Below are 24,543 nucleotides of genomic sequence, written 5' to 3'. Positions count from 1 at the left end.
CCCCGGCCGACCAGGCCGGGCGATGCGGGGCGTCAGCCCGAGGAGGACACGTGCAGCAGGACAAGCAGCCCGAGTACGGCCCGGTGGTCTTCCGCGACCGCTCGGCCGGGTACGCCTTTCTGACCCGGTCCACCGCGACCAGCGACCGGACCATCGAATGGGACGACGGCGCCACGTACCCGGTGATCGACGTGGAGATCTCCTCCGAGAGCCACCCGTTCTTCACGGGCACGGCGCGGACGGTGGACTCCGAGGGACGGATCGCGAAGTTCGAGCGGCGCTTCGGCGAGACGGGCTGAGGCCACGGCTCGGGCCGCTGTCCGCACCGCGGCCCACGAGCAGGGGCGGGGTGCGCGTCCCTACGGACGACGCTCCCCGCCCCGGCCGGGGTGGTCGAGCGAGAGCGCCCGGCGCCCTCGACTCGGCTCGGAAAGGCGATCAGGCCTTCACGATGCCGGACTCGGCGACCTTGATGGTGGCGCTGGTGGCGCCGGAGCGGGAGCCGAGGCCCTCGATCTTCTTGACGAGGTCCTGGCCCTCGACGACCTCGCCGAAGACGACGTGCTTGCCGTCGAGCCAGTCGGTGACGATCGTGGTGATGAAGAACTGCGAGCCGTTGCTGTTCGGGCCGGCGTTGGCCATCGAGAGCAGGAACGGGCGGTCGTGCTTCAGCTTGAAGTTCTCGTCGGCGAACTTCTCGCCGTAGATGCTCTTGCCACCGGTGCCGTTGCCGCGGGTGAAGTCGCCGCCCTGCAGCATGAACTGCGGGATCACGCGGTGGAACGGGGAACCGGCGTAGCCGAAGCCGTGGACGCCGGTGCAGAGCTCGCGGAAGTTCTGGGCCGTCTTCGGGACGACGTCGTCGAACAGCTGGAAGGTGATCCGACCGGCGGGCTCGTCGTTGATGGTGATGTCGAAGTAAACGTTGTCGCTCATGGGGACATCCTGTCATTACTCGCGCACGGCGCGCGCACGGGCTGCCGCCTCCCGGGTCATGGCGTGCCGGTGCCCCGCGGCCCGTGGGGCGCGGGGCACCGGTCGCCGCGTGACGCGGAAGGTCAGAGCAGCCCGCCGGCGCGGGGAACGGGGAGGGCGCCTTCGGCACTCTGGACGGTGTCCTGGAGGACGGTCTCGACGGCCTGGTCCTCCTGGAGGAGGCCGCTGGCACCGCCGAGGGGGCTCTCGGCCGCGCTGGCCTGCGGCGGCGGGGTGACGAGAGCGGTGACGACGCCTGCGGCGAGGGAGGCGATGGCGAGCATGCTGCGCTTCTTCATGACCTGGTCAACTACTGAGCGGCCCAGGGGTTACGGCCGGCCGGCGCCGGATCCAGACCAGGAGCAGCAGGGAGGCCACGGCGGCGAGGGCGCACCAGGTGGAGAGGAACTCGGTGCTCCACAGCAGGGCGCAGACGGCCGCGCCGACGCCGGTGACAAGCCCGAGAAGGCGGAGCACTCGGTCGCGGGCGAGAAGCAGGGCGCCGCGGGGGGAGGGCGATCACGGCCCGGGCGAGAGTGGCGGTTCCCGCCCCGCCGTCGGCGCGCCAGACGGCGGCCTCCACGATCTGGTGGGCCCCGAGGAGCAGGGGCAGGGCGGCGAGCGGCAGGTCCCCCGGGCGGCGTACGGCGGCGAGGCAGGCCACGCCGACGGCGCCGATCCCGAGGCCCGCCCAGAGGTCGGCCGTCGCACTCCAGCACATACCGCCCTTCTATCCCAGATCGGGGACATGTGTGCGGTTGTCATTGATGTCCGGTATGTCCGGGGCGGGACCGACCCGGGGACGGTCCCGCCCCTCGTACCCCGGGTCCGTCAGGGGCCGGTGTCCAGGTACACCGGTACGCCGGTCCTGCGGGCCCTGTCGATCCCGGCGAGGCGCCTGAACTCCCCCGGGTCCATCTCGCGCTCCCACTCGTCCAGGGTGCGCAGGCTGTACTCGCTGTGCTCCTCGGGGTCGAGGACGACGGCGGCGATCTGCTCGTCCGTCAGCTCCCCGCCGTCGAAGATGAAGCCGATGTGGTTGGCGGGCCACTCCTCGCCCCGGTCGGTGACGAAGTGCGTGCCGAGGAGCCGCGGCCCGCCGGTGAAGGTGATGCCGGTCTCCTCGTGGCACTCGCGGACCGCCGTCTCCCAGGGGGTCTCCCCCGGGTCCATGTTGCCGCCGGGCCACTGCCACATCTCGGTGCGGTAGGTGGCGCGGAGCTGGAAGGGGCGGCCTGCCGTGTCGGTGAAGTAGAGGCAGGCGTACGCCGTCGCTCTCGGCAGGGTCGCCACGTACTCGACGGGCGGCAGCCAGATGTTCGCCATGGGCGGCTCTCTCTCGACGGACCGATGGTTCGCCTTCATCCAAGCGGGCTCCGCGCGGCCACCCGGCCGCTCACGAGTCGATCACCGGATCGTGTGACCGCGACGGCCCCGGTCAGGCCGTGGAGACCAGCCCCGCCTCGTACGCGATGATCACCAGCTGCACCCGGTCGCGGGCGTCCAGCTTGGCGAGCAGCCGGGTGACGTAGGTCTTGGCGGTGGCGACGCTGATGTGGAGTGCGGCGGCTATCTCCGTGTTGGAGAGGCCCCGGCCGACCAGGGTGAGGACCTCGCGCTCGCGGTCCGTGATCCCCTCGGCCCGGCGCCTGGGCGCGGCGGGGGCCGGCTTCGGGCGGTCGGTGAACTCCTTGATGAGGCGCCGGGTGACGCTGGGGGCGATGAGGGCGTCGCCGGAGGCGACGACCCGGACGGCGGCCAGGATGTCGTCCAGGGCCATGTCCTTCACCAGGAATCCGGACGCGCCCGCGTGCAGCGCCCCGTACACGTGGTCGTCGTCGTCGAAGGTGGTGAGCACGACGACCCGCGCGCCGGTGGACCCGGCGGTGATGAGGCGGGTCGCCTCGATGCCGTCCGTCCCCGGCATGCGCAGGTCCATGACGACGACGTCGGCGCCGGTCTCCTGGACGAGGCGGACGGCCTCGGCTCCGTTCGCCGCCTCGCCCGCGACGACGAGGTCCGGGGTGTCGGTGATGACCATGCGGAGCGCGGCGCGCACCAGGGGCTGGTCGTCGGCGAGGACGACCCGGACGGGCCGCTCGGCGGTGGTCTCGCTCATCGGGCGGTGGCTCCTGTGGGAAGGGGGAGGGGGAGGCGGGCGGTGACGCGGAAGCCGCCGCCGGGGCGGGCTTCCGCGGCGAAGTCCCCGTGCAGGAGGGCGACACGCTCCCGCATGCCGGCGAGGCCGTACCCCGACCCGTCTCCGGCTCGTGCCGGGTCCCGGCCGGGCGCGGGGCCGCGGTCCTCGACGGTGACGACGAGGGCCTCGGGGTCGCGCTGGTCGACGGTGACCGTGCAGGAGTCGGCGCCGGAGTGGCGTACGACGTTGGTGACGGACTCCTGGACGACGCGGAACGCGGACAGGTCGATGTCCGGCGGCAGGGTGCGGGACGCTCCGACGCGCTGGACGGCGACGCGGACGCCCGCGGCCTCGGTGCTCTCCGCGAGCCGGTCGAGTGCGGCGAGGCCGGGCAGCTCGGGGAGGCCGGTACCGGTGGGACGCGGTCCGGGGTCGTCGGGGTCGTCGGTGCGCAGCGCGCCGAGCATCCGGCGGAGCCCGGCGAGGGTCTCCCGGCTCGCCGTCTCGATCTCGGTGAGCGCCTGGCGGACCTGTTCCGGCTGTGTCTCCATGACGCGCCGGGCCGCTCCGGCCTGGAGGGCGACGATGCCGATGCTGTGGGCCACCGTGTCGTGCATCTCGCGGGCGATGCGCAGCCGTTCGGCGGTGACGGCCTGCTCGGCGGCCTGGGCGCGGGACCGCTCCGCGTACATCCGGGTCTGTCGCTCGGAGCGGCCGAGGAGCCAGGCGACGGCGGCGATGAGGCCGACGGCCAGGGCGCTGGTGGTGCCGACGCTCCAGCCCGCGAGCAGCCGGACCGTCAGATAGCCGCCGAGGACGCCGAGGGCGGACAGCAGTGCCCGGGAGGCCTCGCGGGGTGGCCTCGCGGCGGCGATGACGTAGAGGGCGACGTCGACGGCGAGGTACTGCGCGAAGGGGATGGCGGTGATGCCGAGTGGTGTGCACGCGACGACCGCCGCCGCCAGGAGGAACCACAGGGCGGCGGTCGGACGGCGGGTCAGGAGCACGCTGCCGCGCAGGGCGAGGGCGGTGGCGAAGGCCAGCATGGTGAGGCCGTCCCAGCGGAGGAAGACCACGCCGGCCATGACGTCCGCCTCCTCCTGGCCGGGCAGCCGGACGCGCAGGAGGGCGGTGAAGAGGAGGCCCGCGAGCCAGGCGAGCGCGGCCCAGCCGCCCGGGGTGACCCTCTTGAGGAACGGCGCTGACGGGGTGGCGGACATGGGCGCGATCGTAGGCGCCGACACTCGCCCGGCGCATCGGACCAGGGGTGTACGACCCAGGGTGACCGTGGGCGCCGCCGATTGTCCGCGCTGGTCCGATGCCCGGGACGGGAGCCGGGCGGCACGGTGGTGCACATGATCGAAGTCAGTGAACTCACCAAGCGCTACGGCGCCACGACGGCCGTCGACTCGCTCTGTTTCACGGTCCGGTCGGGGCTCGTGACCGGTTTCCTCGGGCCGAACGGGGCGGGCAAGAGCACCACGCTGCGGATGATCCTGGGGTTGCACAGTCCGACGAGCGGGTCGGTCACGGTCGGCGGGCGGCCGTTCCGGGACCGGCCGCGCGGCCTGCGGCACGTGGGCGCGCTCCTCGACGCCGGCGATGTACAGGGCGGACGGACCGCTCGGGCGCATCTCGCGGTCCTGGCCCGCGGCAACCGCATCCCGCTCGCGCGGGTGGACGAGGTCCTCGATGAGGTCGGCCTCGCGGGGGTGGCCCGGCGCCGGGTCGGCGGGTTCTCGCTGGGGATGCGGCAGCGGCTCGGGATCGCGGGCGCGCTGCTCGGTGACCCGCCCGTGCTGCTGTTCGACGAGCCGCTCAACGGTCTCGACCCGGAGGGCGTGAAGTGGGTGCGGGGTCTGTTCCGGCGCCTCGCGTCCGAGGGCCGCACGGTGTTCGTCTCCAGCCATCTGATGAGCGAGATGGAGCACACGGCCGACGAACTCGTCGTCGTCGGCCGGGGCTCGCTCATCGCGGCGGAGAGCCTGACGGCCTTCGCGGCGCGTGGGGGCCGGCTGAGCGTGACCGTCGGCACGCCCGACCCTGCGGCCATCACGGCGGTGCTGCTCACGGAGGGCGCGGAGGTCACGGAGGAGTCCGGTCTGCTGACGGTGACCGGACTCCCGGCCGCCCGGATCGGTGCGCTCGCCCTGGAGCACCGGGTGCCGCTGGAGCAACTGACCCCTCGTACCGCCTCGCTGGAAGAGGCGTTCATGGAACTGACCGCGGACAGTGTCGAATACCTGGCAGGAGACGCCCGATGACCACACTCACCCCGGTGGAGCCCCGCGCCCGGTTCCTGGACCTGATCGCGTCGGAGTGGCTGAAGCTGTGGTCGCTGCGGTCGACCGGCTGGTCGCTGCTGCTCGGCACCCTGGCAGTGGTCTGCCTCAACCTCGGCACCGCATGGGACCACTACCGCTACTGGTTCCAGTACGACGCGGAGGGCCGGGCCGGGTTCGTACGGAACGGGATGGCGCTGGGGGACGCGTTCACGGGGAACGCGTCGATGGTCCTGATCCTCTGCACCGCCGCGACGGGGGCGGTGGCGGTGGTCGGCGAATACGGCAGCGGCCTCGTCCGCACCACGTTCGCGGCGGTGCCGGCGCGGGGCTCGCTGATGGCGGCGAAGCTGCTGGTCGTGGCGGGCGTGCAGAGCGGGTTCGGGGCGCTCGCCGCCGGGCTTTCGTTCTGGTCGACGCAGGCGGTGCTCGCGGAGCGCGGCGTCGGGCTGCCGATCACGCACCCCGGGGCGCTGCGGCTCGTCGTGGCGTCCGCGCTGCTCGCGCCGGTCTGCGCGCTCGCCGGCGCGGCGCTCGGCACGCTGCTGCGACGCAGCGCGGTGTCGGTCGTCGGCTCGGTGGTACTGCTTCTGCTGCTGCCGTCGGTCCTCGGTGACCGGCGCCACCTCACCGCGGTCCTGGCCCACGCGACGCCGCTCCACGCGTGGGAGCGCCTGGTGGCCGCGGGGCCGGCCGCGGTGGAGCCGTACCCCTGGACGGCCGGCGGCGCCTGGCTGGTGTACGCGCTGTGGGTGCTGGGCGCGATGGTGGTCGCGGTGGTGGCGGTGCGGCATCGCGACCAGTGACGTCAGGTGCCGTCGGGCCGCTTCCCGGCGAGGCGGCGCCCCAGGAGGTGCTCGTGGACGAGGCGTCCGGTGAGGGCGCCTCCGTACACCACGAAGCCGACACCGACGAGCCAGGACTGGAGGACGAGGACGGTGCCGAACTGGCCGTACGTCACGGCGTTGGAGGCGATGAGCGGGGAGAAGACGAGCTGGGAGAAGATCCGCAGCCCGAGGAGACCGAGCGCCGTGAGGGCGGCACCGGGGGCGAGGGCGCGCCAGCGGATGCGGCCGCAGAGCAGGAAGCGCTGCGACCACCAGAAGAAGACGAAGGTGCCGAGGAGGTCGGCGACGGCGGTGAGCACGGTGGTCACGGCCGAGGAGTCGGCGGGGGCCGCGCCGGCGACGAAGAGAAGGAGGGCGGCGACGAGGACGGCGAGCCAGACGACGTGCCGCCACATCGTGTGCCAGCGGGCGGTGGGGAGGTCCCAGACCCTCTCGTACCCGGTCTGTACGGCGGATCCGAAGGTGACGCCGAAGGCGGCCAGGGCGGCGAGGCCGAAGGCGGTGGTGCGTTGCAGGGCCTGTCCCGGCTGGCCGAAGAGCTGCTCGACCTCCTCCTGGGAGACCTCGGAGACGCCGAGGCCCTGGACGAGCCAGCGGGCGAAACCCTGGCCGCTCGCGAGGTCCGCGGCGGCGACGACGATGAGGAGGGGGACGAGGGTGAGCAGACTGAGCGCCGCGAAGCCCATGGCGCGGTGCATGAGTTCCATGGCGCGGCCGCGGTTCCACGCGAGCCCGAGGGACGAGCCGACGAGGCGGGCGTGGAGCCGCCGGAACCAGTGGCCGTGTTCGGTCGGGGCCCCGTCGTGCGGCGGACCGGGTGTGGAGGGCATGCCTCGTGAGGTACCCGGCCGGAGGGTGGGACCTCTCAGGGGTACGGCCGAACGGGTGCGGGGCGCCCTGGGGGCGATGGGGACGCGAGGGTCTCAGGGGCGGAGCGGCGCACGGGCCGGGTGCGGGCCCCGGCGGGCGGAGAGTGGTGATGGGCGGTCGCGCACGGTGTACGGGTGGATGTCTCCACGGGGGTGCGATGGCGGGACCGGTACGGACGCCGGGCCCGGGACTGGTACGGTCCCGGGCCCGGGTGTTCCCTCCCCGTCAGGAACGAGGCGAACGAAGGCGTGGAGCCTTGTGGGCAGCCACGCGCCTGGCGAGAAGTGACTTCACGCCTCGCGGGCGGAGCCGTCCCGCAGGTGGTCGACTTCTGCCTGCGGCTGTCGTACGTGGTGGTGCAGGGCCTGGATGGCCACCAGCAGGACGCCGGTGGCGTCGACGCCGGGGATGCTGCGGCCGTCGGCGCTGAAGCCGAAGGCCGCCTGCCAGTCCTGGGCCATCGGACCGAGGTGTGAGACTGATCTTGCTGGTCCGGCAGTAGGTGGTCTGCCCGTGGTCGCCTTCTGGCAGACGCTGGTCGGTGGCATCCAGCCGTCCGGTCTCGACGTACTTGTTGGCCGCCTGACCGCCGCGGCAGTAGGCGAGAGCCCGGCTGTTGGCCGGCCATGTCGTTGACGCCCTTCTGCTCGGCGAGGTTCACCCCCAGGCTCGCCGCCCCCCGATCTCGCGGGCGAACCGGTACAGGGCTACTGCGCTGTCCGACGTCGGATCGGCGACGACGCAGATGAGGCCGAACTCGATGCCCTCCCGGCGCAGCATGCCCACCCCGCGCAGTGCCTTGTCCGTGCTGGCCCGCCCGCCGCGGTCGATACGCGCCGCGTTGGCCTGGTCGGGACCGTCGATGCTCACGCCCACCTGCATGCGGGCCTCGGTGAACAACGCGCACCAATCGGCGTCGATCAGTGTCGCGTTGGTCTGCACCGCCTGGGTGACCGGATGCCCACCGCCCGGGTCGAACCGCTCCATCAACGCCCGCAGGTGCGCCTGCCCGGCTGCCAGCGGCTCACCGCCGTGCCACACCCACCGTCACAGGATGCCGCCGGCTCCACTCGCGTACGGCGACGGCGACCGCGTCGGCGACCTCCACCGGCATCAGCTTCGCCACCGCGCGATCGGGCAGGTAGCAGTAGGTGCAGTCCACGTTGCACCAGGTGATGGGCTGCATCAGGGGCACCGGAGCCGTCCGCGCCCACCGGACCGGATCCACGGCACCGGCAGTCCGCGGGATGCTCCCCGCCTCGCCCACGAAGGCATGGCCGACGCTGTGGCCCAGTGCTGCGCGACCCGCACGCGTAGGACACCCGTTCACCGCACTCACTCACTCCATCGAGTGGCAAGCCGAATCAGGGTCGGCAGAGGCGTGGGGGTGGAGCGGTGTACCGGTGGCCGTCGCCGTGATTCGCAGTCGAACCTCCGCACCACGCTTCAGCGGTCCCCCGGGACTGGGAGGGTGCGGGTGCAGCCGTCCGGGGTGACGTCGGGGATGCCGTTGGCCTGGAGGGCGGCGCTCACCAGGGTGGCGAGCAGGTCGATGTCCGAGCCCATGTCCAGACGGACGGTCACCCATCCCGAGCCGGCACGAAGACGGACCGCGCTCGACCCGAGGAGGGCCGGGCGCAGCTTCGCGATCATGGCGCGGGTCAGATGGACGTCCGCCTCGTGTTCACCGTGGAAGTGCACGATCTCCTGTGTCGCGGTGCCCAGTCCGACCTCGGCGCCGCAGTGGGCGCTGCCGGGGGTCAGCGAGGGCCAGCTCATCAGACGTTCACTGGCATGCCTGGCCGTGTTCATACGGAGGAGCGTGCCGGGCCCGGGGGCCGCGCACAAGCGTCCTGCCGGAAGAATCCCGTCCAGGTGGGAAACATGCCACGGGCAGGAGCCGGATGACCGTGCGTCACCGCGCTCCGTGGGAAGGATGTGACTCCGGGTCACTGTGGTGCACGCGCGCGGACGCGCGCCGCGAGGACGGCCACGTCGTCCTCCGCGCCGTGCGCGTCGAGGCGGCGGAGCACCTCGTCGACGACCTGGCGGGGGCCGGAGTCCGCGGGGAGCCGCAGGGCCGCGAGACGGGCCAGCGACACGTCGATGTCCTCGCCGCGCCGTTCGACGAGTCCGTCGGTGAAGACCAGCAGGGTCTCGGCGGGGGTGAGCGGGCGGGTGGTGGGTTCGTAGCCGCCGACGCCGGTGCCCAGGGGCGGGCCGACCGGAAGCTCGACGAACTCCGCCGAGCCGTCCGCGGCGAAGACGACGGGCGGCAGGTGCCCGGCGCTGGCGAAGGTGGCGGTGCCGCGGGCCGGATCGACCCGGACGAGGAGGCAGGTGGCGGGGCGGCGGGCGTCGTCCTCGGCGACCACGGAGTCGAGGTGGCGGAGCACCCGGTGCGGGGGCAGGTCCGTCGCGGCGACCTCGCGGAGCGCGGTGCGGTAGGCGTTCATGTCGACGGCAGCGTCCAGGCCGTGGCCCATGACGTCGCCGACGACGAGGAGGCTGCGGCCGAAGTGGAGCCTCACGGTCTCGAACCAGTCCCCGCCCACGAGGGCGCGGGGCCCCGCGGGCAGGTAGCCCCCGGCGACCTCCAGGTTGGGGTGCGGCCGTCCCGGTTCGGCGACCAGGGCGCGCTGGAGGTGGAGCGCGGTGTCCTCGGTGGCCGCGAGGAGCCGGGCATGACGGAGGTGCCGGGCCGTCAGCCGGGCGATGTGGCGGAGCAGGGCGACCTCGTCGCCGGAGAAGGACCCGCCACCGGTCCGGGTGAGGGTGACCGCTCCGAAGGGCTCCTCGTCGTGAACGGCGAGGGGGACGGAGAGCCGGTGGGAGGGGGCGGCGTGGCCGATCGGGTCGGCGCCGGACCAGACGTCGGTGGCGTGGCCGACGCGGGCGTCGGGGGCGGGGTGGGTCAGGGCGGTGGCGGCTTGGTCGGTAGGGGTGGCGCCGGGCAGGGCGTCGGTGGCGTGGCCGGTCGGGGCGGGGGCGGCGGTGGGGGCGGGGGCGGCGGCGTCGATGCTGTTGGCGCCGGACCGGGTGGCGTCTGCAGCGCCGTCGGCGGGGGCCGGGGGTGCCGACGCCACCCCACCGCCGGGGGGCGGGGCCGCGTGGGCCGCGCGTCTGGGTGGGGCGCCCCGTCCCCCCGTCAGGTCGACCGTCGTCGTCGCGTGCAGATGGCGGGCGGCGAAGGCCGCGAGTTCGCGACAGGTGATCGTCTCGTCGAGCGTCCTGCCGATCTCACCGGTCGCCCGCTCCATGGCCCACACCCTGGCCACGAGGCCCTCGTCACGCTCCGCCACGACACCTCCACCGCCGCGGGTCCCGGGCGGCGTACCCGGTCACTCCTCCATTGCACCAGCGGGTGGCATCCCGCGCGCGGTACGGACCTCGTGCGGGACGGTTGTGCGGCCGAGCCCGATCTGATCAAGTACTGCAGCAGAGGCTACTGGTCAGTAGACATCACGTTCCCGGGGGGACTGCCATGACGACCGGATTCTTCAGCTCCGTCGACGACGTCGCGGAACGGCTCGCCGCGACCGGCTACCTGGCGTCGCCCGCCGTCGCCACCACCGTCTTCCTCGCCGACCGGCTCGGCAAGCCGCTCCTCGTCGAGGGCCCGGCCGGCGTCGGCAAGACGGAGCTCGCCAAGGCCGTGACCGAGGTGACGGGCGCCCGGCTGGTCCGGTTGCAGTGCTACGAGGGCGTCGACGAGTCCCGCGCGCTGTACGAGTGGAACCACGCCAAGCAGCTGCTGCGGATCACGGCCGGCCGGGGCGAGTCGTGGGACGAGACACGGACGGACATCTTCGGCGAGGAGTTCCTGCTCTCCCGGCCGCTGCTCACCGCGATCCGTTCCGAGGAGCCCACCGTGCTCCTGATCGACGAGACCGACAAGGCGGACGTGGAGGTGGAGGGCCTCCTCCTGGAGGTGCTCAGCGACTTCCAGATCACCGTGCCCGAACTCGGCACGATCACGGCGAGCCGCCGGCCGTTCACCGTCCTCACCTCGAACGCGAGCCGCGAACTGTCCGAGGCGCTGCGCCGGCGGTGCCTCTTCCTGCACGTCGGCTTCCCCGAGGAGGAGCTGGAGCGCCGGATCGTCAGGCTCAAGGTCCCCGGCCTCGACTCCGCGCTCGCCGCGTCCGTGGTGCGGGTCGTGGGGGCGCTACGGGCGATGGACCTGCGCAAGGCGCCGTCCGTCTCGGAGACGATCGACTGGGCCCGCACCCTGCTCGCGCTGGGCGCGGACCGGTTGGACGAGCGGATCGTACGGGAGACCCTGGGCGTCCTCCTCAAGCACCAGGAGGACATCGTGAAGGCCGCGGCCAAGCTCGATCTGGACACGGTGTGATCCCGGAGCCGGAGGCGGCGGGGGCGGTCGCACGGCTCACCAGCCTGGTGGGGGCATTGCGCGACCACGGGTTCGGCATCGGGACGGGCGAGACCGTGGACGCGGGACGGGCCCTGGAGGTGGTGGGGTTCACGGACCGCGAGCGGGTACGGGAGGCGCTGGCGGCGACCCTGCTGCACGGGGAGGGGCAGCGCCCGGTGTTCGACCGGGTCTTCGACCTGCACTTCCCGCTCGGCCACACCGGGGCGGCGGAGGAGTACGACGGCACCCCGGCAGGTCTCGCCGCGCTGCGCGAGCGGCTCACGGAGGCCCTCAGCGCCGGTGACGACGCCGCTCTCGACCGGCTCGCCGCCGAGGCGGTGGGCGGTTTCGGCGGCTACGGCTCCGCCCCGGGGTCGGACGGCTGGTCCTCGTACCAGACGCTCTCCCGGCTCCGCCCGGAGACGTTGCTCGCCCGGGTGCGGGAGCGGCTCAGGACGGCCCCCGGCGGGGCGGATCCCGACTTCACCGACCGGCTGCTCGACGACGAGATCCGGCGGCGGATCGAGGCCTTCCGTGAGGGGGTGCGGACCGAGGCCCGGCGCCGGGTCGCCGAGCGGCAGGGCCGGGACCCGGTGGCACGCCGTGCGGTCGTGGGGACGGCCGACACCGTGGACTTCCTCCTCGCCGGACGGGCACAGCTGGACGAGCTGCGGCGTACGGTACGGCCGCTGGCGCGGAAGCTGGCCACCCGGCTCGCGGCCCGGCGGCGGCGGGCGGCGCGTGGGGAGATCGATCTGCGGCGGACGCTGCGCCGGTCGCTGTCGACCGGGGGCGTGCCGGTGCGCCCGGTGTACCGACGGCGCAGGCCCCGGCGGCCCGAGCTGGTCCTGCTGTGCGACGTCTCGGGATCGGTGGCAGGTTTCGCGCAGTTCACGATGCTCCTGGTGCAGGCCCTGCACGACCAGTTCAGCAAAGTCCGGGTCTTCGCCTTCGTCAACCGGGTGGACGAGGTCACGGGGCTCATCGCCCGGGGCCCGTCGGACCCGGCGGGCCTCGGCGAGCGGATCCTCGCGGAGGCGGAGCTGACCGGCTGGCACGGGCAGAGCGACTACGGGACGGCGCTCGGCGAGTTCGCCGAGCGGTACGCGGACGTCGTCGGCCCGCGCACGGTGGTCTTCGTCCTCGGGGACGCCCGCACCAACGGCTCCGACCCGAACCTGGCGGCGCTGAAGCGGATCGCGGAGCGGGCGCGGCGGGTCCACTGGCTCAACCCCGAGCAGCCCGCGCTGTGGGGCACGGGCGACTCGGCGGCCCCGGCCTACGCCGACCTCGTCGAGATGCGCCCGTGCCGGAACGCCCGCCAGCTGGGAGCGCTGATCGGACGTCTGCTGCCGGTCTGAGGACGGGGCGGCGGGGGGCGGACCGCGCGCGCGTACGGCCCGGGTACGTACACGGCCCGGGTACGTACACGGTGCGGGCCCGTACGGCGCGGGCGCAGGCGGCGAACAAGCGTGGCGCTTGGGGGCGGCGGACGTACGCGACGCTGGCGTACGCGACACAGGCGCACGCGACACAGGCGCACGACGCGGGTGTGCGCGGCGTGGGCCTCCCGGACTCCGTCCAGCCTTCGCTCCCCGACAGGGAACGCACCGCCTGGCGTGGCACGATCGGTCCATGGCCATCGCATCCGACCGTCCCGAGACGGACTTCCCCCGCGCCGTCGGCGCCCCCGCGACCCGCGCGCTCGCCGGGGCCGGATACACCCGCCTCGACCAGCTCGCGGGGGTGCCCGCCGCCGAGCTCGCCGCACTGCACGGCGTCGGGCCGAAGGCGTTGCGCGTGCTCGGGGAGGCGCTCGCGGAGCGCGGTCTGTCGCTGGGGTGAGCGCCCGTCGCACCTGACATGGGCATCGGTTGTACGGCAGGCCGGTGCTCGAACTAGCGTGGCCCCATGGAACTCCTGGGAGTGATCACCGCCGACCGTCCGCTGCTCGTCCTCGCCGTCAAGGAGGAGGCGCAGTTCCTGGACACGGAACTGCCCGTGCTCCTGACCGGCATGGGCAAGGTGAACGCGGCGACCGCACTCGCGACCGTCCTCGGCCGAGGCCCGCGTCCGTCCGGGATCGTGAACCTGGGCACGGCCGGGGCGCTGCGTTCCGGCTGGTCCGGGACGCATGTCGTCGGGACCGTGGTGCAGCACGACCTCGACGGCGAGCTGCTCGCCACGCTGACCGGCGAGACGTACGGGGCGCCGCTGTCGCTGCCCGACGGCGGCGAGGTGGTCCTGGCCACCGGCGACGCGTTCATCTCGGACGACGCCGCTCGCGCCCGGCTCGCGGAGCGGGCGCCGCTGGTCGACATGGAGGGGTACGCGCTCGCGGCCGCGGCGGAGCTCACCGGGGTGCCGCTGCGCATCGTCAAGCACGTCAGCGACGAGGCCGGTGCCGGTGCCGCGCGCACCTGGCGGGAATCGGTCGCCGAGTGCGCGCGGGCGCTTGCGGACTGGGCGGAGGCGAACACCCCGTACCGCTCCTGAGGGCGTTCGGCCCGTGGGGCGGGTCAGCGGTGCTGGAAGTGGACCTCCGGGTTCGCCGGCGACGGGCCGTCGAGGAGGGGGCGCGGGAGCCCGCGCAGGTGGCGGTCGAAGAAGGCGGCCACGTACGTCCGGGTGACGGTGACGGCGCGGTCGGTGGGCAGTTCGGGCTGCGGCAGGCCGAAGTGACGCGAGATCACGGGGCCGTCCGAGAAGGTGAAGTGGTCGGAGCCGGCCACCGTGATCCACCGCTTCCAGCCGTCGAGCGCGGACCACGTCCGGTCCCAGGTGGCGTCGGTGCCTCCGGGCCGATGCGTGTCGTCGTGCGTACCGAGCATCAGGAACGGGCGGCCCCGCAGGCCCTCCGCGGGCAGGTCCTCCCAGAAGGCCCCGTCCATGTTGACACCGGCGTCGACACGCGGATCGGCCACCATCGCCGTTGCCGCGCTCGCTCCGCCGATGGAGTGACCTGCCATGCCGATCCTGCGGGCGTCGATCACGTCGTCGGCGTACCTCCAGACGGGCCGGGGCCCGGTCAGCCGGTCCAGGACGTACCGCATGTCGGCGGCGCGGGTCGAGGTGACCACGCTGCCGTGGACGCCGCCCTCGTCCAGGGCGGTGCAGGCGACGCAGGTGAGGGTGCGGCCGTCGGGGAGGCTGATCCCGTAGGACTCGTGGGCGTGGTCGACGGAGGCGACGACGAAGCCACGGGAGGCGAGGTCCTCGGCGAGATGCGTGAGCGTCCAGCGGGAGACGCCGAATCCCGGCGAGAGGAGCACCAGGGGACGACGGCCCGGCGCGGGGCGCGCGTCGGTCCTGCTGTGGGTGCGGGTCCGGGCGAGCACGTCGCCGGAGACGCCCGAACCCAGCTGTGCGGCGAGCAGCCGCGCCTCCTCCCGGGTGGCGTAGGCGGCGGGACGGCCGCCGCCCCCGGCGCGGGCGGCCGGATAGTGGAGCGTGACCATGAGCGCGCGTCCGTCGGCAGTGGGGACCCACGGGTCGGTACGGGACCGGTCGACGAGCGACACGACGGTGCTGCCGATGGAGTACGGCCCGGTGGGCGCGGGGAGCACGGCCCGGGTGACGGCCGGCGTCGCGAAGGACGCGGCGGACGGGGCCGGGCCCCGGGTCGACGGGGCGTCGGGGGCCGACGCGACGGCCGTGGCGGGGGCCGCCGTGGCGAGGGCGCCGGGTAACGCGAGGGAACAGGCGAGGAGAGCGGCCGCTGCCGCCCTGGTGAATCGGGTCATGGGGGCACGCTAGGCACTGCGAACCCCACGGCGCGTCCTGCTGGGGGCTCATGTCCCGTCAGACCTGGGGCGGACACGGGGCGGTGGAGGGCCTGGTTCAAGGGGGCGGCGCGGGGTGGTGGGCGGAGGCCGGGTGCCGGCCCCCGGACAGTGGGGCGCACCCGGAGCGGCGCGCCATCAGGGGGTCTGCCCGGGAAACGTCACGGTCGAGGGAGGGTGCGCGCGCTCGGCCCGCGTGCGCACCCGTCCGCCGGACGGCTGCCGGAGGTCAGCCGAGCGGCAGTTCGAGGAAGGACGGCTCGCCGTCCGGGGAGCTGATCACGGTCTGCGTCCAGGTGACGGAGGCGTCGCCGTACAGCGGGTCCTTGCTGTCGACGACCAGCATCAGCCGGTGTCCGGACGGGATGTCGTACGCGGCCGCCTGGAGCTTCCACGTGACGGTGGTGTCCTGGTCGGGTGTCAGGCCGTACACGTTGAGCGGCTCGTGGGTGATGATCCGGGCCGTGTCGTCCTCGGCGACGTCCAGGAGGTGGGCGTAGAGGCTCGCGGAGGTGGCGGTGGAGCGGACCGTGAGGCGCAGCCGGGGAATGCCCCGGACGCGGCGGCCGGCCGTCCCCTCCCCGTCGGGCGAGGCGAGCGGGTCGGTCGTCCACGCGACCGCGTGCCGACGGTCGATCTTGCGGGTGTCGTAGATCTTGGGGTTGCCCGCCCACTCGGCCTGGCCGGTCTTCATGAGGGCGTCCATGGCGGTGGCCTCGGTGTCGACACCCGCGAGGAACGCGCGTCGCCAGCCGGTCTCCTCCGCCTCGGGCACTCCTTCGGCGACGGGGAGGAGGCGGCCGTCGGAGCCGCCCGCGCCGTCGCCGGTGAGGCCGAACACCTCGGTGGCGCGGGTGACCTCGCTCCAGTCGGGGCTGGTCTCCCGGCGGGCGGGCGTGACGATCCGGTTCTCGCCGGTCGGTTCGCCGGTCCCGGGGTCCGTGACCGGTTCCGTCTCGTAGGTGAACATCACCTGGTTGCAGATCCGCGGCCAGTCCTCGACCCCGTTGCGTTCGCCCTTGAGGTGGTGGTCGAGCCAGGCGTACGCCTCCTCCATGGGGAGGTTGACCTCGCCGGGTGTCGCGGGCGGGCCGATCAGCGCGGGGCCCTCGGGTGCGGCGTGGTCACCGATCCAGAGGTTGAGCCGCTTGGGCACGTCGAGGCCGTTGAAGGTCGTCAGGGTCTGGTTGACCGCGAAGAGGCTCTCGTGCCAGGTGTTGGAGAAGAAGGTGGGCGTGCCGTTGTCGTTGGTCAGGTCGAGATACGACTCGGGGGCGCGCAGCCGGCCCCATTCGACGACGGTGTCCAGGTTCCGGTCGGCCTGGAAGTCGGCGAGGATCCGCTGGTTCTCCTCGTCGAACTTGGACTCCACCGAGCCGCCCGTGAGGGCGAGGAGGGCCTTCACGGCCGCGAGGTGGCGGGTGTCGTGATCGTAGAGGCTGGTGGCGAGGTTGCCCCAGGTGCTGAGGGCGACGACGGCGGCGACCCGGTCGTCGTGGGCGGCGACGAGCTGGCTGATGCCGGAGCCGTAGGACTCGCCCATGAACCCGATGGCGTTCGGGGCGAAGTGGTCGACGGCGAAGTCGATAACGGCGGAGCCGTCGGCCCAGTCGTGGGGGCCTGCGATGTCGATGCAGCCGGTGGAGGTGGACGGCAGGCCGGGGATGCCGAGGCCGCGGGGGGTGTAGGCGAGGACGTGGTAGCCCTTGTGGGCGAGGACGAGGTACGACCAGAGGAACAGCGGCCAGCCGAAGGGGGTCCAGCCGGCCGGGACGACGACGAGCGGGTGCGGGCCGGGGCCGAGTTGCCGGAGGCTGAAGGCGGACAGCCGCACGCCCTCCGTGGACCCCTCGATGCGGTGGTAAGCGGGCAGGGCCCGGCCGCGCACCTCCCGGACGAACGCGGCGATTTCGGCGGGGAGCAGTGCCTCGGCGGGGCCGGTGGCGCTGGAGGCGCCGGTGATGTCGGTGCTGTCGGTGCTCTCGGTCGCTTCGCTCAGGAGGGCGTTGGCGAGGGTCTGGCCGAGCCGGACGGCGCCGGGGTCCACCGTCGCTTCGGCGGCCCAGAGGCCGCGAGCCGCGATCCGGCCGGCCTCGGCGGTGGTCAGGCCCGCCGTCACGTCGGGGAAGCCGGGAAAGCGTTCGGGCGAGCCGGGGGTGGTGGAGTTCTCCTGGGGCACGTGCACCCGTTCCTCTCGACTGGACTGGTGACTGTCCGCGATGCGGACGGTCACCAGCCTCACGCATGCGAGGTGGAGGGAACAGAGCGTGCGAAGAGCGCCCGAGGCACGCAACCCGTCAGGAACGACACAATCCGCCCCGAAGTCGATGTTTGGTGACGACGGGGACGGGTCAGCGAGCCTCGGGCGGACAGACCACGAGCAGGGCGGCGACATCGTCGTCGAGGCCCCCGGCCCCGTAGTCGATGAGGTCCTTGTGCAGGAGTTCCGGCAGTGCCCCGGCAGGTTCCGTCGCCCACCGGCGCATTCGCGGTTCGACCGGGTAGAAGGTGCCGGCCCGGTCGCGGGTCTCGCTGACGCCGTCGGTGTAGAGGAGCAGCCGGTCCCCCGGGCCGAAGGGGACCTCCTCGATCCGGTGCCGGGAGTCGGCGAGACCCGCGAGGTTGACGGGCAGTGAGGGATCGGGGAAGTCCACGGGCCGCACGTCGGTCCCGTGCTGGAGCAGCGGGGCGGGGTGGCCGCAGCTGAGGAGCCGCGCGGTGTCCTCGCCGTCGGGGAGTTCGACGAGGACGACGGTGGCGAAGCGTTCGGCGGCGTCGGAGTCGGGGTCCCAGGCTCCGTAGCGGGCGAGGCCCTCGTCGAGCCGGTCGGCGAGGACGGCCAGGTCGGGGGCGTCGTTGACGGCGGCGCGGAAGGCGCCGAGCAGGACGGAAGCGGTCTCGACGGCTCCGAGGCCCTTGCCCTGGACGTCACCGAGCATGATCCGCACCGCGCCGGGGACCCGTACGGCCTCGTAGAAGTCGCCGCCGATCCGGGCCTTCGCGGCGGCCGCCACGTACAGCAGGTACAGGTCGAAGCGGCCGAGGCGGGCAGGGAGCGGACGCAGCACGACCCGCTGTACCAACTCCGCGACGGCGGTGACTTCCCGCAGGTCCTGTTCGTAGCGGGCCCGGACCCGGCTGACCCAGGCCGCGGCGGCGGTGACGGCCGCCAGCACGATCTCGCTCGCGACGAGTTCCGGGACGAGCGGTTCCCCCCGGGTGAGACCGAGCAGCATGCGGGCGCCCATGGCGAGCAGCCCGATCCCGATCGTCCCGCGCACGCTCCAGGTGACGGCGGCGAGCGCGGGCGCGGCGACGAGGAGGCGGTCGAACCGCTCCCGGTCGGGGGTGATCAGGTCGGCGAGGAGAGTCAGGGCCAGGACCAGTAACGGCAGCGCGCGACCGAGGTTGAACTGGGTGCGGGCCGCTGTGCCGGGACCGCCCCGGTGGCCGTCGGGCATCTCATGATCGTACGCAGGATCGGCACCCGCGCCGGGGGGACGTGGGCCCCCGGCGTGTCCTCCCCCGGCCCGCGTCGGCGCCGGGCAGGGCGAGTGCGGCGGGGACGGCGAGAGCGGCGATCACGACGAGGGCGGGGACGGCGGCGCCTGCGGCCGGGACGAATCCGCCGAGCGGGACCCGGGCGATCAGAAGGGTCGCGACGGCGACGCCGAGAGCGGGTCCGACGTTCATCGCGGTCTGCTGGAGGCCGCCGGCGACTCCGGCATGGTCCTCGGGTGCTCGGTGCACGACGACCGATGTCGCCGTGACGAGCACGGTGACGAACCCGGCGCCGAGCAGGGCGGCCGACGTGCCCGTGGACACCGCACCCGCCGTCGCGTCGAGCCGGGAGAGGGACAGCACCCCGAGGGTGAGCAGGACGGCACCCGCCGTCGCCGTACGCCGGGGGCCGAACCGGCGCTGGAGCGGCGAACAGAGCGGCGCGCCGAGCACCATGAGCACGGCGAGCGGCAGGACGCGCAGTGCGCAGTCGAGGGGGTCGAGGCCCTGGACGTCCTGGAGGAAGTACGTCGCCACGAAGAGCGAGCCGAAGAGGGCGGCCGAGGCCGCGAGGAGGACGGCGAGGCCGGCGACGACGGGCGCGCTCCGGAGCAGCTCCGGCGGCAGGAGGGGGCGCGCGGCTCGGCGCTCGTGCCGGGCGAGAGCGACCGCGGCGGCGACGGCCCCGGCACAGGCGAGCGCACCGGCTGTCGCACCTCCGGGGCGGGCCGCTTCGACGAGGCCGTGGACGACCAGCCCGAGCGCGGCGGCGAGCAGCAGCGCCCCGAGCGGGTCGAGCGCGGAAAGCCGGCCGGGGGCGGGCCGGGGGGTGGGAGCCCTTTCCTCCGCATCACGCTCACCCGGACCGTCACCCGGACGTTCAACCTGACGCTCGACCTGACGTTCATGGTCCCGTTCGCCCGTGCCGAGGGCGAGCAGTCCGATCGCGAGGGTCGGGGGTACGCCGAGGAGGAAGACCGAGCGCCAGCCGTACGCGGAGACCAGCGCACCACCGACGAGCGGTCCGGCCGCGGCGGCGAGCCCGATGGCGGCCGTGCGCAGGGCGATCGGGGTCCCGAGCCGCTCCGGAGGAAACGCCGTCCGGAGCATGCCGAGGGTGGCGGGCTGGAGGAGCGCCCCCCACACCCCCTGGAGCACGCGGAGCACGATCACCGCTCCGATGCCGGGGGCCAGTGCGATGCCGGTGGAGACGGCGGCGAAGCCGATCGCGCCGACCGCGAAGACCCGACGGTGGCCGTAGCGGTCACCGAGCCGGCCCGCGACGACCAGGAGGCTCGCCACCGCGATCAGGTAGCCGGTGCTCGTCCACTGCACCTGGTCCAGGCCGGCGCCCAGATCGCGCTGGAGGGCGGGCTGGGCGACGGTGAGGACGGTGCCGTCGAGGGCGACCACGGCCGCGCCGACGACGCTGCACGCGAGGACGGGCCCTCGGCGGGCGGTCGACGGGGAGGCCTTCGCGGGACCACGGCGGGCGATCACGCCGGGCTTCACAAGATCGCGGCGGGGGGGGTCGCGCCGGGCTCACGAGCTCACGGCGGGCGGTCATCGGCCGGGCTCCTCGGGGCCGAGGTGGGCGTCGAGGGCGGCGGTGAGAAGCGGGGCCGGGTCGCCGCCGCCGGTCGCGAGCCGGAGGCTGCCCCAGTGCCAGAGCTGGGCGATGCCGTGGAGGTTGGCCCAGAGCGCGGCCGCGACGACGACGGGGTCTGCGTCAGGGTGGACACGGGCGACGAGCCCGGTGAGATGGGCGAAGAGCGGCAGGCTCGTCTCCCGCAGACCCAGTCGGCCGCTCTCCAGGAGGTCATGCCGGAACATCAGCTCGTACATGCCGCGCCGGGTCTCGGCGTAGTCGAGGTACACGCGGGCGAGGAGCACGATCCGTTCGCGCGGTGCGGCGGACGCCCGGTCCTCGGCGGCGATGCGGGCGGCCAGTTCGGCGAAGCCCCGGCGGGCGATGGCCGAGAGGAGGTCGAGATGGGTGGGGAAGTGGCGTCGGGGCGCTCCGTGGGAGACACCGGCGCGGCGGGCGATCTCGCGTAGCGAGAGAGCCTGTGCGCCTTCGGCGTTGACGAGCTCTACGCCGACCGTGACGAGCCGGGCTCGCAGCCCTCCGCCGTGACGGTCACCTTCACAGTCACGGTCGGCGTCCCGCTCGCCGCAGTCGGCGTCCTGACCGCCATCACGATCGGCGTCACGGCGGGCGTCCTGGCTGCCGTCACGGCAGTCGCGGTCCTCTGTCCCCTTGCTCATAGACACTGTCTACCAGGATCGAGTAGACACTGTCTACTCACTCGCACACCCCTGTCGGTTACACTGAGGGACAGCGAAGGGGAGTAGCCCTGCGAACCGGTCGTCGACACACTGGAACCCCCGGGTTCCCGGTGACCGGGTCCACGTTCGACGTGGACGGGCGAGACCTTCGGCCAGGCATCAACCGCGTCCGCGCTTCCGTGGGCGCGGTCCGTCATGCCGGGCCGAGTGGTCCTCCCGTCGCCCACCAGGCGCCGTGTGCGGGTCCACGGGCCCGGACCGAGCAGAGAGCCCCGGTATGCACCTCGACCCCTTGGCGATCCTCACTGCCTTCGGGCTGATCTTCCTCGCCGAGCTTCCCGACAAGACGATGTTCGCGTCCCTCGCCATGGGCACGCGCATGCGTCCGCTGTACGTGTGGATCGGCACCTCCACGGCCTTCCTCGCCCATGTCGCCATCGCCGTGGGAGCGGGCAGCCTGCTCGGGCTGCTTCCCGGCTGGTCCGTGAAGCTGGTCTCGGCCCTGCTGTTCGGTTTCGGCGCGTTCATGCTGCTGCGCGGCGGGGGCGACGACGAGGAGGACGACACGGGCGGGCGGACGGTGACCGGCTTCTGGCCCGTTTTCTCGACCGCCTTCATGGCCGTCTTCATCAGCGAGTGGGGTGACCTCACCCAGATCACGACCGCCAATCTGGCCGCCACCAACGGCACCTGGTCGACGGCGATCGGATCCCTCGCGGCCCTGATGAGCGTCTCCGCGCTCGCCCTGGTCGCGGGCCGGTTCATCGCCAAGCGCGTACCGCTCAAGACCGTGCAGCGCATCGGTGGTGTCTGCATGGCAGGCCTCGCCATCTGGTCACTGACCGAGGTCTTCACCGGCTGACGCCGACCGACCGACCCCGCTCCCCGTGCCCGCCCCCGCCCACCCCGGCGGGGGCGTGCGCCGTTCCGGGGTTGTCAGCGATGTCGAAGGGTCCCCTTGATGAAGCAATGAATCATTGCTTCACTTCTTCCATGCCCTACCGCCGTACCCCCGCCATTCAGGCCCGGCTCGACGCCCAGCGTGCCGCCGTCGTCGACGCGGCCCGCGAACTGCTCGCCGAGCAGGGTTACGCGGGCTGCACGGTGGCCGCCGTCGCCGCCCGCGCCGGAATCGCCACGGGCAGCGTGTACCGCCACTTCCCCAGCAAGGCCGAGCTCTCCGTGGAGCTGTTCCGGACCGTGGTGAGCCGGGAGGTCGCTGCCGTCTCCGAGGCGGCCGGACACCCCGGCCACCGTTCGGCCGCCGAGCGCGTGGTCGCCGTCATCGAGACCTTCGCCCTGCGCGCCCTGAAGTCGCCGCGCCTGGCGTACGCGCTGCTCGCCGAGCCGGTGGACCCGGCCGTGGACGCCGAGCGGCTCGTCTTCCGGCGCGCGTTCCGGGACGTGTTCGCCGCGCGCGTAGAGGAAGGCGTGCGCTCCGGCGAGCTGCCGCCGCAGGACCCCGCCCTGACCGCGTCGGCGCTCGTCGGGGCCGGTGCGGAAGCGCTCGTCGGCCCGCTGGCGGAGGGGTCCGTCGGACCCGGCACCGTACCCGCACTCGTCACCTTCACCCTCCGAGCACTGGGAGTTCCCGATGCCGACCACACATGAGGTCACCAACCAGGTACCGCCCCTGACCGGCTACGACGTATCCGCCCACCCCGCGCTCCTGGAGTCGCTGCGCCGGGAGGGCGCGGGATGGGCCGAGGCCGAGGTCCGCGAGCTGGGGGTGCTGGCGGGCGGCGAACAGGCCCAGGAGTGGGGGCGGCTCGCCGAGCGCCACTCCCCCGTCCTGCACACCCACGACCGGTACGGGCACCGGATCGACGAGGTCGAGTTCCACCCGTACTGGCACGAGCTGATGGGCGTGGCCGTACGGCACGGGCTGCACGGCGCTCCCTGGCGCGACGAGCGGCCCGGCGCGCACGTGGCCCGCGCGGCGAAGGTGTTCGTGTGGGGGCAGGCCGACGCGGGCCACCTGTGCCCGGTCTCCATGACGTACGCGGCGGTGCCGGCGCTGCGGGTCCAGCCGGAGCTGGCCGAGGTGTACGAGCCGTTGCTGACGTCCCCGTCGTACGACTTCGGGCTGCGGGTGCCGACGGAGAAGCGCGGGATCATCGCCGGGATGTCGATGACGGAGAAGCAGGGCGGGTCGGACGTCCGGGCCAACACGACCCGGGCCGTCCCGACGGGCGAGCCCGGCCTGTACGCGCTGACCGGCCACAAGTGGTTCACGTCGGCGCCGATGTCGGACGTCTTCCTCACTCTGGCGCAGGCGCCCGGTGGACTGTCCTGCTTCCTGGTGCCCCGGGTGCTGCCGGACGGCAACCGCAACGCGATCCGCCTCCAGCGCCTCAAGGACAAGCTGGGCAACCGGTCCAACGCCTCGTCCGAGATCGAGTACGAGGGTGCCATCGGCCGGCTCGTGGGCGAGGAGGGGCGCGGGGTGCCCACCATCATCCGGATGGTCAACATGACGCGGCTCGACTGCGCCGTCAGCTCGGCGTCCGGGATGCGTCTGGGGCTCGTGCAGGCCGTGCACCACGCCACGCGCCGGGAGGCGTTCGGGGCGCGGCTCGTCGACCAGCCGCTGATGCGGAACGTCCTGGCCGACCTGGCGGTGGAGGCGGAGGCGGCCACGGTCGCGGCGCTGCGCCTCGCCGGGGCGGTGGACCGGGCGGCGCGCGGCGACGCGGAGGAGGAGCAGATGCGGCGGCTCGGCCTCGCGGTCACCAAGTACTGGGTGTGCAAGCGGGCGCCCGCACACGCGGCGGAGGCCCTCGAATGCCTGGGCGGCAACGGCTACGTGGAGGACTCGGGCCTTCCGAGGCTCTACCGCGAGGCGCCACTGCCGTCGATCTGGGAGGGTTCGGGGAACGTCGCCGCCCTTGACGTGCTACGGGCGATGGCCCGTCAGCCCCGGGCGGTGGAGGCGTACTTCGCCGAGGTCGACCGGGGCGCGGGCGCCGACCGACGCCTGGACGCGGCGGTCGCGGCCCTGCGCAAGGACCTGACGGGGCTCGGCGACCCGGACGCGGTGGCGTACGGGGCCCGGCGGCTCGTCGAGCGGCTGGCCCTGGTGCTCCAGGGCTCGCTGCTCGTACGCCACGGGCATCCGGCGGTGGCGGACGCGTTCTGTGCCTCCCGGCTCGACGGCGACAGGGGCCTCGCCTTCGGCACACTGCCGGCGGGCGTGGACACGGCGGCGATCATCGCGCGAAGCGGTCCGGACGCGGACTAGGGTCTCTCGTTCGGACCGGAGACCGGGTCACGCCAGGCGCCTCGGGGCGCCCGGTCGCACCTCGTACGCGCAGTTCCTCGGCGGGCCGCCGGGTCTCCTCGCGGCCCACCGCGCGCTGCGGGTCACGGCGCTGCCAGAGGTCTGCGTCTGGTCCTCGCGGGGTCCTGGCTCTACGCGGCACACCGTTGGTCGGCCGCCCCGCTCGCCGCCGGGGCGTTCATCGCCGTCGGGGCTCGCGGG

26 protein-coding genes and 1 pseudogene are annotated in these 24,543 nt (G+C 73.7%); 10 read left to right on the top strand and 17 right to left on the bottom strand.

The annotated features are described in order from the left end of the window. The first annotated feature begins 50 nt into the window (after positions 1-50). Complete coding sequence (locus tag ABZ567_RS18480) at positions 51-299, top strand: type B 50S ribosomal protein L31 (protein ID WP_360790801.1); 249 nt, start codon at positions 51-53, stop codon at positions 297-299. A gap of 139 nt (positions 300-438) precedes the next feature. Here the strand turns inward: ABZ567_RS18480 and ABZ567_RS18475 are convergent, their stop codons facing one another. From ABZ567_RS18475 to ABZ567_RS18450, 6 genes and pseudogenes are all read right to left on the bottom strand, one after another. Next, on the bottom strand, positions 439-936 hold the full coding sequence (locus tag ABZ567_RS18475) for a peptidylprolyl isomerase (protein ID WP_360790798.1): 498 nt from the start codon (positions 934-936) through the stop codon (positions 439-441). 122 nt (positions 937-1,058) lie between these two features. Further along, on the bottom strand, positions 1,059-1,274 hold the full coding sequence (locus tag ABZ567_RS18470) for a hypothetical protein (RefSeq protein WP_360790795.1): 216 nt from the start codon (positions 1,272-1,274) through the stop codon (positions 1,059-1,061). A 7-nt stretch (positions 1,275-1,281) separates the two neighbouring features. Beyond that, positions 1,282-1,696 (bottom strand): annotated as a pseudogene (locus tag ABZ567_RS18465) (DUF6629 family protein). A 110-nt stretch (positions 1,697-1,806) separates the two neighbouring features. Then, the gene (locus tag ABZ567_RS18460; protein ID WP_360790792.1) at positions 1,807-2,301 is read right to left on the bottom strand and encodes an NUDIX domain-containing protein; all 495 of its coding nucleotides are present in this window, start codon (positions 2,299-2,301) and stop codon (positions 1,807-1,809) included. Between the two features lie 112 nt (positions 2,302-2,413). Then, complete coding sequence (locus ABZ567_RS18455; RefSeq protein WP_360790789.1) at positions 2,414-3,094, bottom strand: response regulator transcription factor; 681 nt, start codon at positions 3,092-3,094, stop codon at positions 2,414-2,416. After that, on the bottom strand, positions 3,091-4,335 hold the full coding sequence (locus ABZ567_RS18450) for a sensor histidine kinase (protein WP_360790786.1): 1,245 nt from the start codon (positions 4,333-4,335) through the stop codon (positions 3,091-3,093). Before ABZ567_RS18450 ends, ABZ567_RS18455 begins: the two co-directional genes overlap by 4 nt. Positions 4,336-4,470: 135 nt before the next feature. On the opposite strand from ABZ567_RS18450, the gene ABZ567_RS18445 reads away from it, so the two are divergent. Continuing rightward, positions 4,471-5,379 carry an ATP-binding cassette domain-containing protein gene (locus ABZ567_RS18445; RefSeq protein ID WP_360790784.1) on the top strand — a complete coding sequence of 303 codons (909 nt, stop codon included), beginning with the start codon at positions 4,471-4,473 and terminating at the stop codon, positions 5,377-5,379. Continuing rightward, positions 5,376-6,203 carry an ABC transporter permease gene (locus ABZ567_RS18440; protein WP_360790781.1) on the top strand — a complete coding sequence of 276 codons (828 nt, stop codon included), beginning with the start codon at positions 5,376-5,378 and terminating at the stop codon, positions 6,201-6,203. The genes ABZ567_RS18445 and ABZ567_RS18440 overlap by 4 nt, the downstream gene beginning before the upstream one ends. 2 nt (positions 6,204-6,205) lie before the next feature. Here the strand turns inward: ABZ567_RS18440 and ABZ567_RS18435 are convergent, their stop codons facing one another. The 6 genes from ABZ567_RS18435 to ABZ567_RS18410 all read right to left on the bottom strand — a co-directional run bounded on the left by ABZ567_RS18435 (position 6,206) and on the right by ABZ567_RS18410 (position 10,417). Continuing rightward, complete coding sequence (locus tag ABZ567_RS18435) at positions 6,206-7,075, bottom strand: YhjD/YihY/BrkB family envelope integrity protein (RefSeq protein WP_360790778.1); 870 nt, start codon at positions 7,073-7,075, stop codon at positions 6,206-6,208. Positions 7,076-7,405: 330 nt separating this feature from the next. Beyond that, entirely contained in the window at positions 7,406-7,576 is a 171-nt protein-coding gene (locus ABZ567_RS18430; protein WP_360790776.1) for a hypothetical protein, read from the bottom strand. A gap of 196 nt (positions 7,577-7,772) precedes the next feature. Then, on the bottom strand, positions 7,773-8,102 hold the full coding sequence (locus ABZ567_RS18425) for a hypothetical protein (protein WP_360790773.1): 330 nt from the start codon (positions 8,100-8,102) through the stop codon (positions 7,773-7,775). 37 nt (positions 8,103-8,139) lie between these two features. Next, on the bottom strand, positions 8,140-8,301 hold the full coding sequence (locus tag ABZ567_RS18420; RefSeq protein WP_360790770.1) for a hypothetical protein: 162 nt from the start codon (positions 8,299-8,301) through the stop codon (positions 8,140-8,142). Positions 8,302-8,561: 260 nt separating this feature from the next. Next, positions 8,562-8,927: a luciferase family protein gene (locus ABZ567_RS18415; protein ID WP_360790767.1), complete on the bottom strand. Its 366-nt coding sequence runs from the start codon at positions 8,925-8,927 to the stop codon at positions 8,562-8,564. A 137-nt stretch (positions 8,928-9,064) separates the two neighbouring features. Next, positions 9,065-10,417 (bottom strand): GAF domain-containing SpoIIE family protein phosphatase, encoded by a 1,353-nt coding sequence (locus ABZ567_RS18410; RefSeq protein WP_360790765.1) that lies wholly within the window; start codon positions 10,415-10,417, stop codon positions 9,065-9,067. Between the two features lie 182 nt (positions 10,418-10,599). Between ABZ567_RS18410 and ABZ567_RS18405 the strand changes: the two genes are divergently transcribed. From ABZ567_RS18405 to ABZ567_RS18390, 4 genes are all read left to right on the top strand, one after another. Beyond that, positions 10,600-11,469 (top strand): MoxR family ATPase, encoded by an 870-nt coding sequence (locus ABZ567_RS18405; protein ID WP_360790762.1) that lies wholly within the window; start codon positions 10,600-10,602, stop codon positions 11,467-11,469. After that, a complete protein-coding gene (locus ABZ567_RS18400) occupies positions 11,469-12,851 on the top strand; it encodes a VWA domain-containing protein (protein ID WP_360790935.1) in 1,383 nt (460 codons plus the stop codon). Before ABZ567_RS18405 ends, ABZ567_RS18400 begins: the two co-directional genes overlap by 1 nt. Positions 12,852-13,125: 274 nt before the next feature. Beyond that, positions 13,126-13,335 (top strand): DNA-binding protein, encoded by a 210-nt coding sequence (locus tag ABZ567_RS18395; RefSeq protein WP_360790759.1) that lies wholly within the window; start codon positions 13,126-13,128, stop codon positions 13,333-13,335. 66 nt (positions 13,336-13,401) lie between these two features. Next, entirely contained in the window at positions 13,402-13,986 is a 585-nt protein-coding gene (locus tag ABZ567_RS18390) for a nucleosidase (RefSeq protein WP_360790756.1), read from the top strand. Between the two features lie 23 nt (positions 13,987-14,009). On the opposite strand, the gene ABZ567_RS18385 is transcribed toward ABZ567_RS18390, so the two are convergent. From ABZ567_RS18385 to ABZ567_RS18365, 5 genes are all read right to left on the bottom strand, one after another. Further along, positions 14,010-15,233 (bottom strand): alpha/beta hydrolase, encoded by a 1,224-nt coding sequence (locus ABZ567_RS18385; RefSeq protein WP_360790754.1) that lies wholly within the window; start codon positions 15,231-15,233, stop codon positions 14,010-14,012. Positions 15,234-15,501: 268 nt separating this feature from the next. Next, positions 15,502-17,451, bottom strand: a complete 1,950-nt coding sequence (locus ABZ567_RS18380) for a CocE/NonD family hydrolase C-terminal non-catalytic domain-containing protein (protein ID WP_360790751.1) — start codon at positions 17,449-17,451, stop codon at positions 15,502-15,504. 172 nt (positions 17,452-17,623) lie between these two features. Beyond that, positions 17,624-18,733 (bottom strand): PP2C family protein-serine/threonine phosphatase, encoded by a 1,110-nt coding sequence (locus ABZ567_RS18375; protein ID WP_360790748.1) that lies wholly within the window; start codon positions 18,731-18,733, stop codon positions 17,624-17,626. Position 18,734: 1 nt separating this feature from the next. Then, entirely contained in the window at positions 18,735-20,273 is a 1,539-nt protein-coding gene (locus tag ABZ567_RS18370; protein ID WP_360790746.1) for an MFS transporter, read from the bottom strand. 63 nt (positions 20,274-20,336) lie between these two features. Further along, positions 20,337-21,041 carry a TetR/AcrR family transcriptional regulator gene (locus ABZ567_RS18365; RefSeq protein ID WP_360790743.1) on the bottom strand — a complete coding sequence of 235 codons (705 nt, stop codon included), beginning with the start codon at positions 21,039-21,041 and terminating at the stop codon, positions 20,337-20,339. A gap of 298 nt (positions 21,042-21,339) precedes the next feature. Between ABZ567_RS18365 and ABZ567_RS18360 the strand changes: the two genes are divergently transcribed. From ABZ567_RS18360 to ABZ567_RS18350, 3 genes are all read left to right on the top strand, one after another. After that, positions 21,340-21,924, top strand: a complete 585-nt coding sequence (locus ABZ567_RS18360) for a TMEM165/GDT1 family protein (protein WP_360790740.1) — start codon at positions 21,340-21,342, stop codon at positions 21,922-21,924. Positions 21,925-22,055: 131 nt separating this feature from the next. Continuing rightward, complete coding sequence (locus ABZ567_RS18355) at positions 22,056-22,673, top strand: TetR/AcrR family transcriptional regulator (RefSeq protein ID WP_360790737.1); 618 nt, start codon at positions 22,056-22,058, stop codon at positions 22,671-22,673. Beyond that, positions 22,657-24,303, top strand: coding sequence for an acyl-CoA dehydrogenase family protein (locus ABZ567_RS18350; protein ID WP_360790734.1), 1,647 nt, complete (start codon positions 22,657-22,659; stop codon positions 24,301-24,303). Before ABZ567_RS18355 ends, ABZ567_RS18350 begins: the two co-directional genes overlap by 17 nt. The last annotated feature ends 240 nt before the right edge of the window (positions 24,304-24,543 follow it).

Source organism: Streptomyces sp. NPDC016459 (assembly GCF_040632845.1).
GTDB lineage: Bacteria > Actinomycetota > Actinomycetes > Streptomycetales > Streptomycetaceae > Streptomyces.
This window is presented reverse-complemented; position numbering and strand designations above follow the sequence as displayed.

Bases quoted from the DNA above. Each gene is read 5' to 3' on its own strand.
- ABZ567_RS18430 (WP_360790776.1), bottom strand. From the start codon at position 7,576: ATGGCCCAGGACTGGCAGGCGGCCTTCGGCTTCAGCGCCGACGGCCGC.
- ABZ567_RS18420 (WP_360790770.1), bottom strand. From the start codon at position 8,301: ATGCAGCCCATCACCTGGTGCAACGTGGACTGCACCTACTGCTACCTG.
- ABZ567_RS18375 (WP_360790748.1), bottom strand. From the start codon at position 18,733: ATGCCCGACGGCCACCGGGGCGGTCCCGGCACAGCGGCCCGCACCCAG.
- ABZ567_RS18425 (WP_360790773.1), bottom strand. From the start codon at position 8,102: ATGGAGCGGTTCGACCCGGGCGGTGGGCATCCGGTCACCCAGGCGGTG.
- ABZ567_RS18390 (WP_360790756.1), top strand. From the start codon at position 13,402: ATGGAACTCCTGGGAGTGATCACCGCCGACCGTCCGCTGCTCGTCCTC.
- ABZ567_RS18385 (WP_360790754.1), bottom strand. From the start codon at position 15,233: ATGACCCGATTCACCAGGGCGGCAGCGGCCGCTCTCCTCGCCTGTTCC.
- ABZ567_RS18455 (WP_360790789.1), bottom strand. From the start codon at position 3,094: ATGAGCGAGACCACCGCCGAGCGGCCCGTCCGGGTCGTCCTCGCCGAC.
- ABZ567_RS18470 (WP_360790795.1), bottom strand. From the start codon at position 1,274: ATGAAGAAGCGCAGCATGCTCGCCATCGCCTCCCTCGCCGCAGGCGTC.
- ABZ567_RS18450 (WP_360790786.1), bottom strand. From the start codon at position 4,335: ATGTCCGCCACCCCGTCAGCGCCGTTCCTCAAGAGGGTCACCCCGGGC.
- ABZ567_RS18405 (WP_360790762.1), top strand. From the start codon at position 10,600: ATGACGACCGGATTCTTCAGCTCCGTCGACGACGTCGCGGAACGGCTC.
- ABZ567_RS18475 (WP_360790798.1), bottom strand. From the start codon at position 936: ATGAGCGACAACGTTTACTTCGACATCACCATCAACGACGAGCCCGCC.
- ABZ567_RS18365 (WP_360790743.1), bottom strand. From the start codon at position 21,041: ATGAGCAAGGGGACAGAGGACCGCGACTGCCGTGACGGCAGCCAGGAC.
- ABZ567_RS18355 (WP_360790737.1), top strand. From the start codon at position 22,056: ATGCCCTACCGCCGTACCCCCGCCATTCAGGCCCGGCTCGACGCCCAG.
- ABZ567_RS18435 (WP_360790778.1), bottom strand. From the start codon at position 7,075: ATGCCCTCCACACCCGGTCCGCCGCACGACGGGGCCCCGACCGAACAC.
- ABZ567_RS18415 (WP_360790767.1), bottom strand. From the start codon at position 8,927: ATGAACACGGCCAGGCATGCCAGTGAACGTCTGATGAGCTGGCCCTCG.
- ABZ567_RS18360 (WP_360790740.1), top strand. From the start codon at position 21,340: ATGCACCTCGACCCCTTGGCGATCCTCACTGCCTTCGGGCTGATCTTC.
- ABZ567_RS18440 (WP_360790781.1), top strand. From the start codon at position 5,376: ATGACCACACTCACCCCGGTGGAGCCCCGCGCCCGGTTCCTGGACCTG.
- ABZ567_RS18395 (WP_360790759.1), top strand. From the start codon at position 13,126: ATGGCCATCGCATCCGACCGTCCCGAGACGGACTTCCCCCGCGCCGTC.
- ABZ567_RS18350 (WP_360790734.1), top strand. From the start codon at position 22,657: ATGCCGACCACACATGAGGTCACCAACCAGGTACCGCCCCTGACCGGC.
- ABZ567_RS18460 (WP_360790792.1), bottom strand. From the start codon at position 2,301: ATGGCGAACATCTGGCTGCCGCCCGTCGAGTACGTGGCGACCCTGCCG.
- ABZ567_RS18445 (WP_360790784.1), top strand. From the start codon at position 4,471: ATGATCGAAGTCAGTGAACTCACCAAGCGCTACGGCGCCACGACGGCC.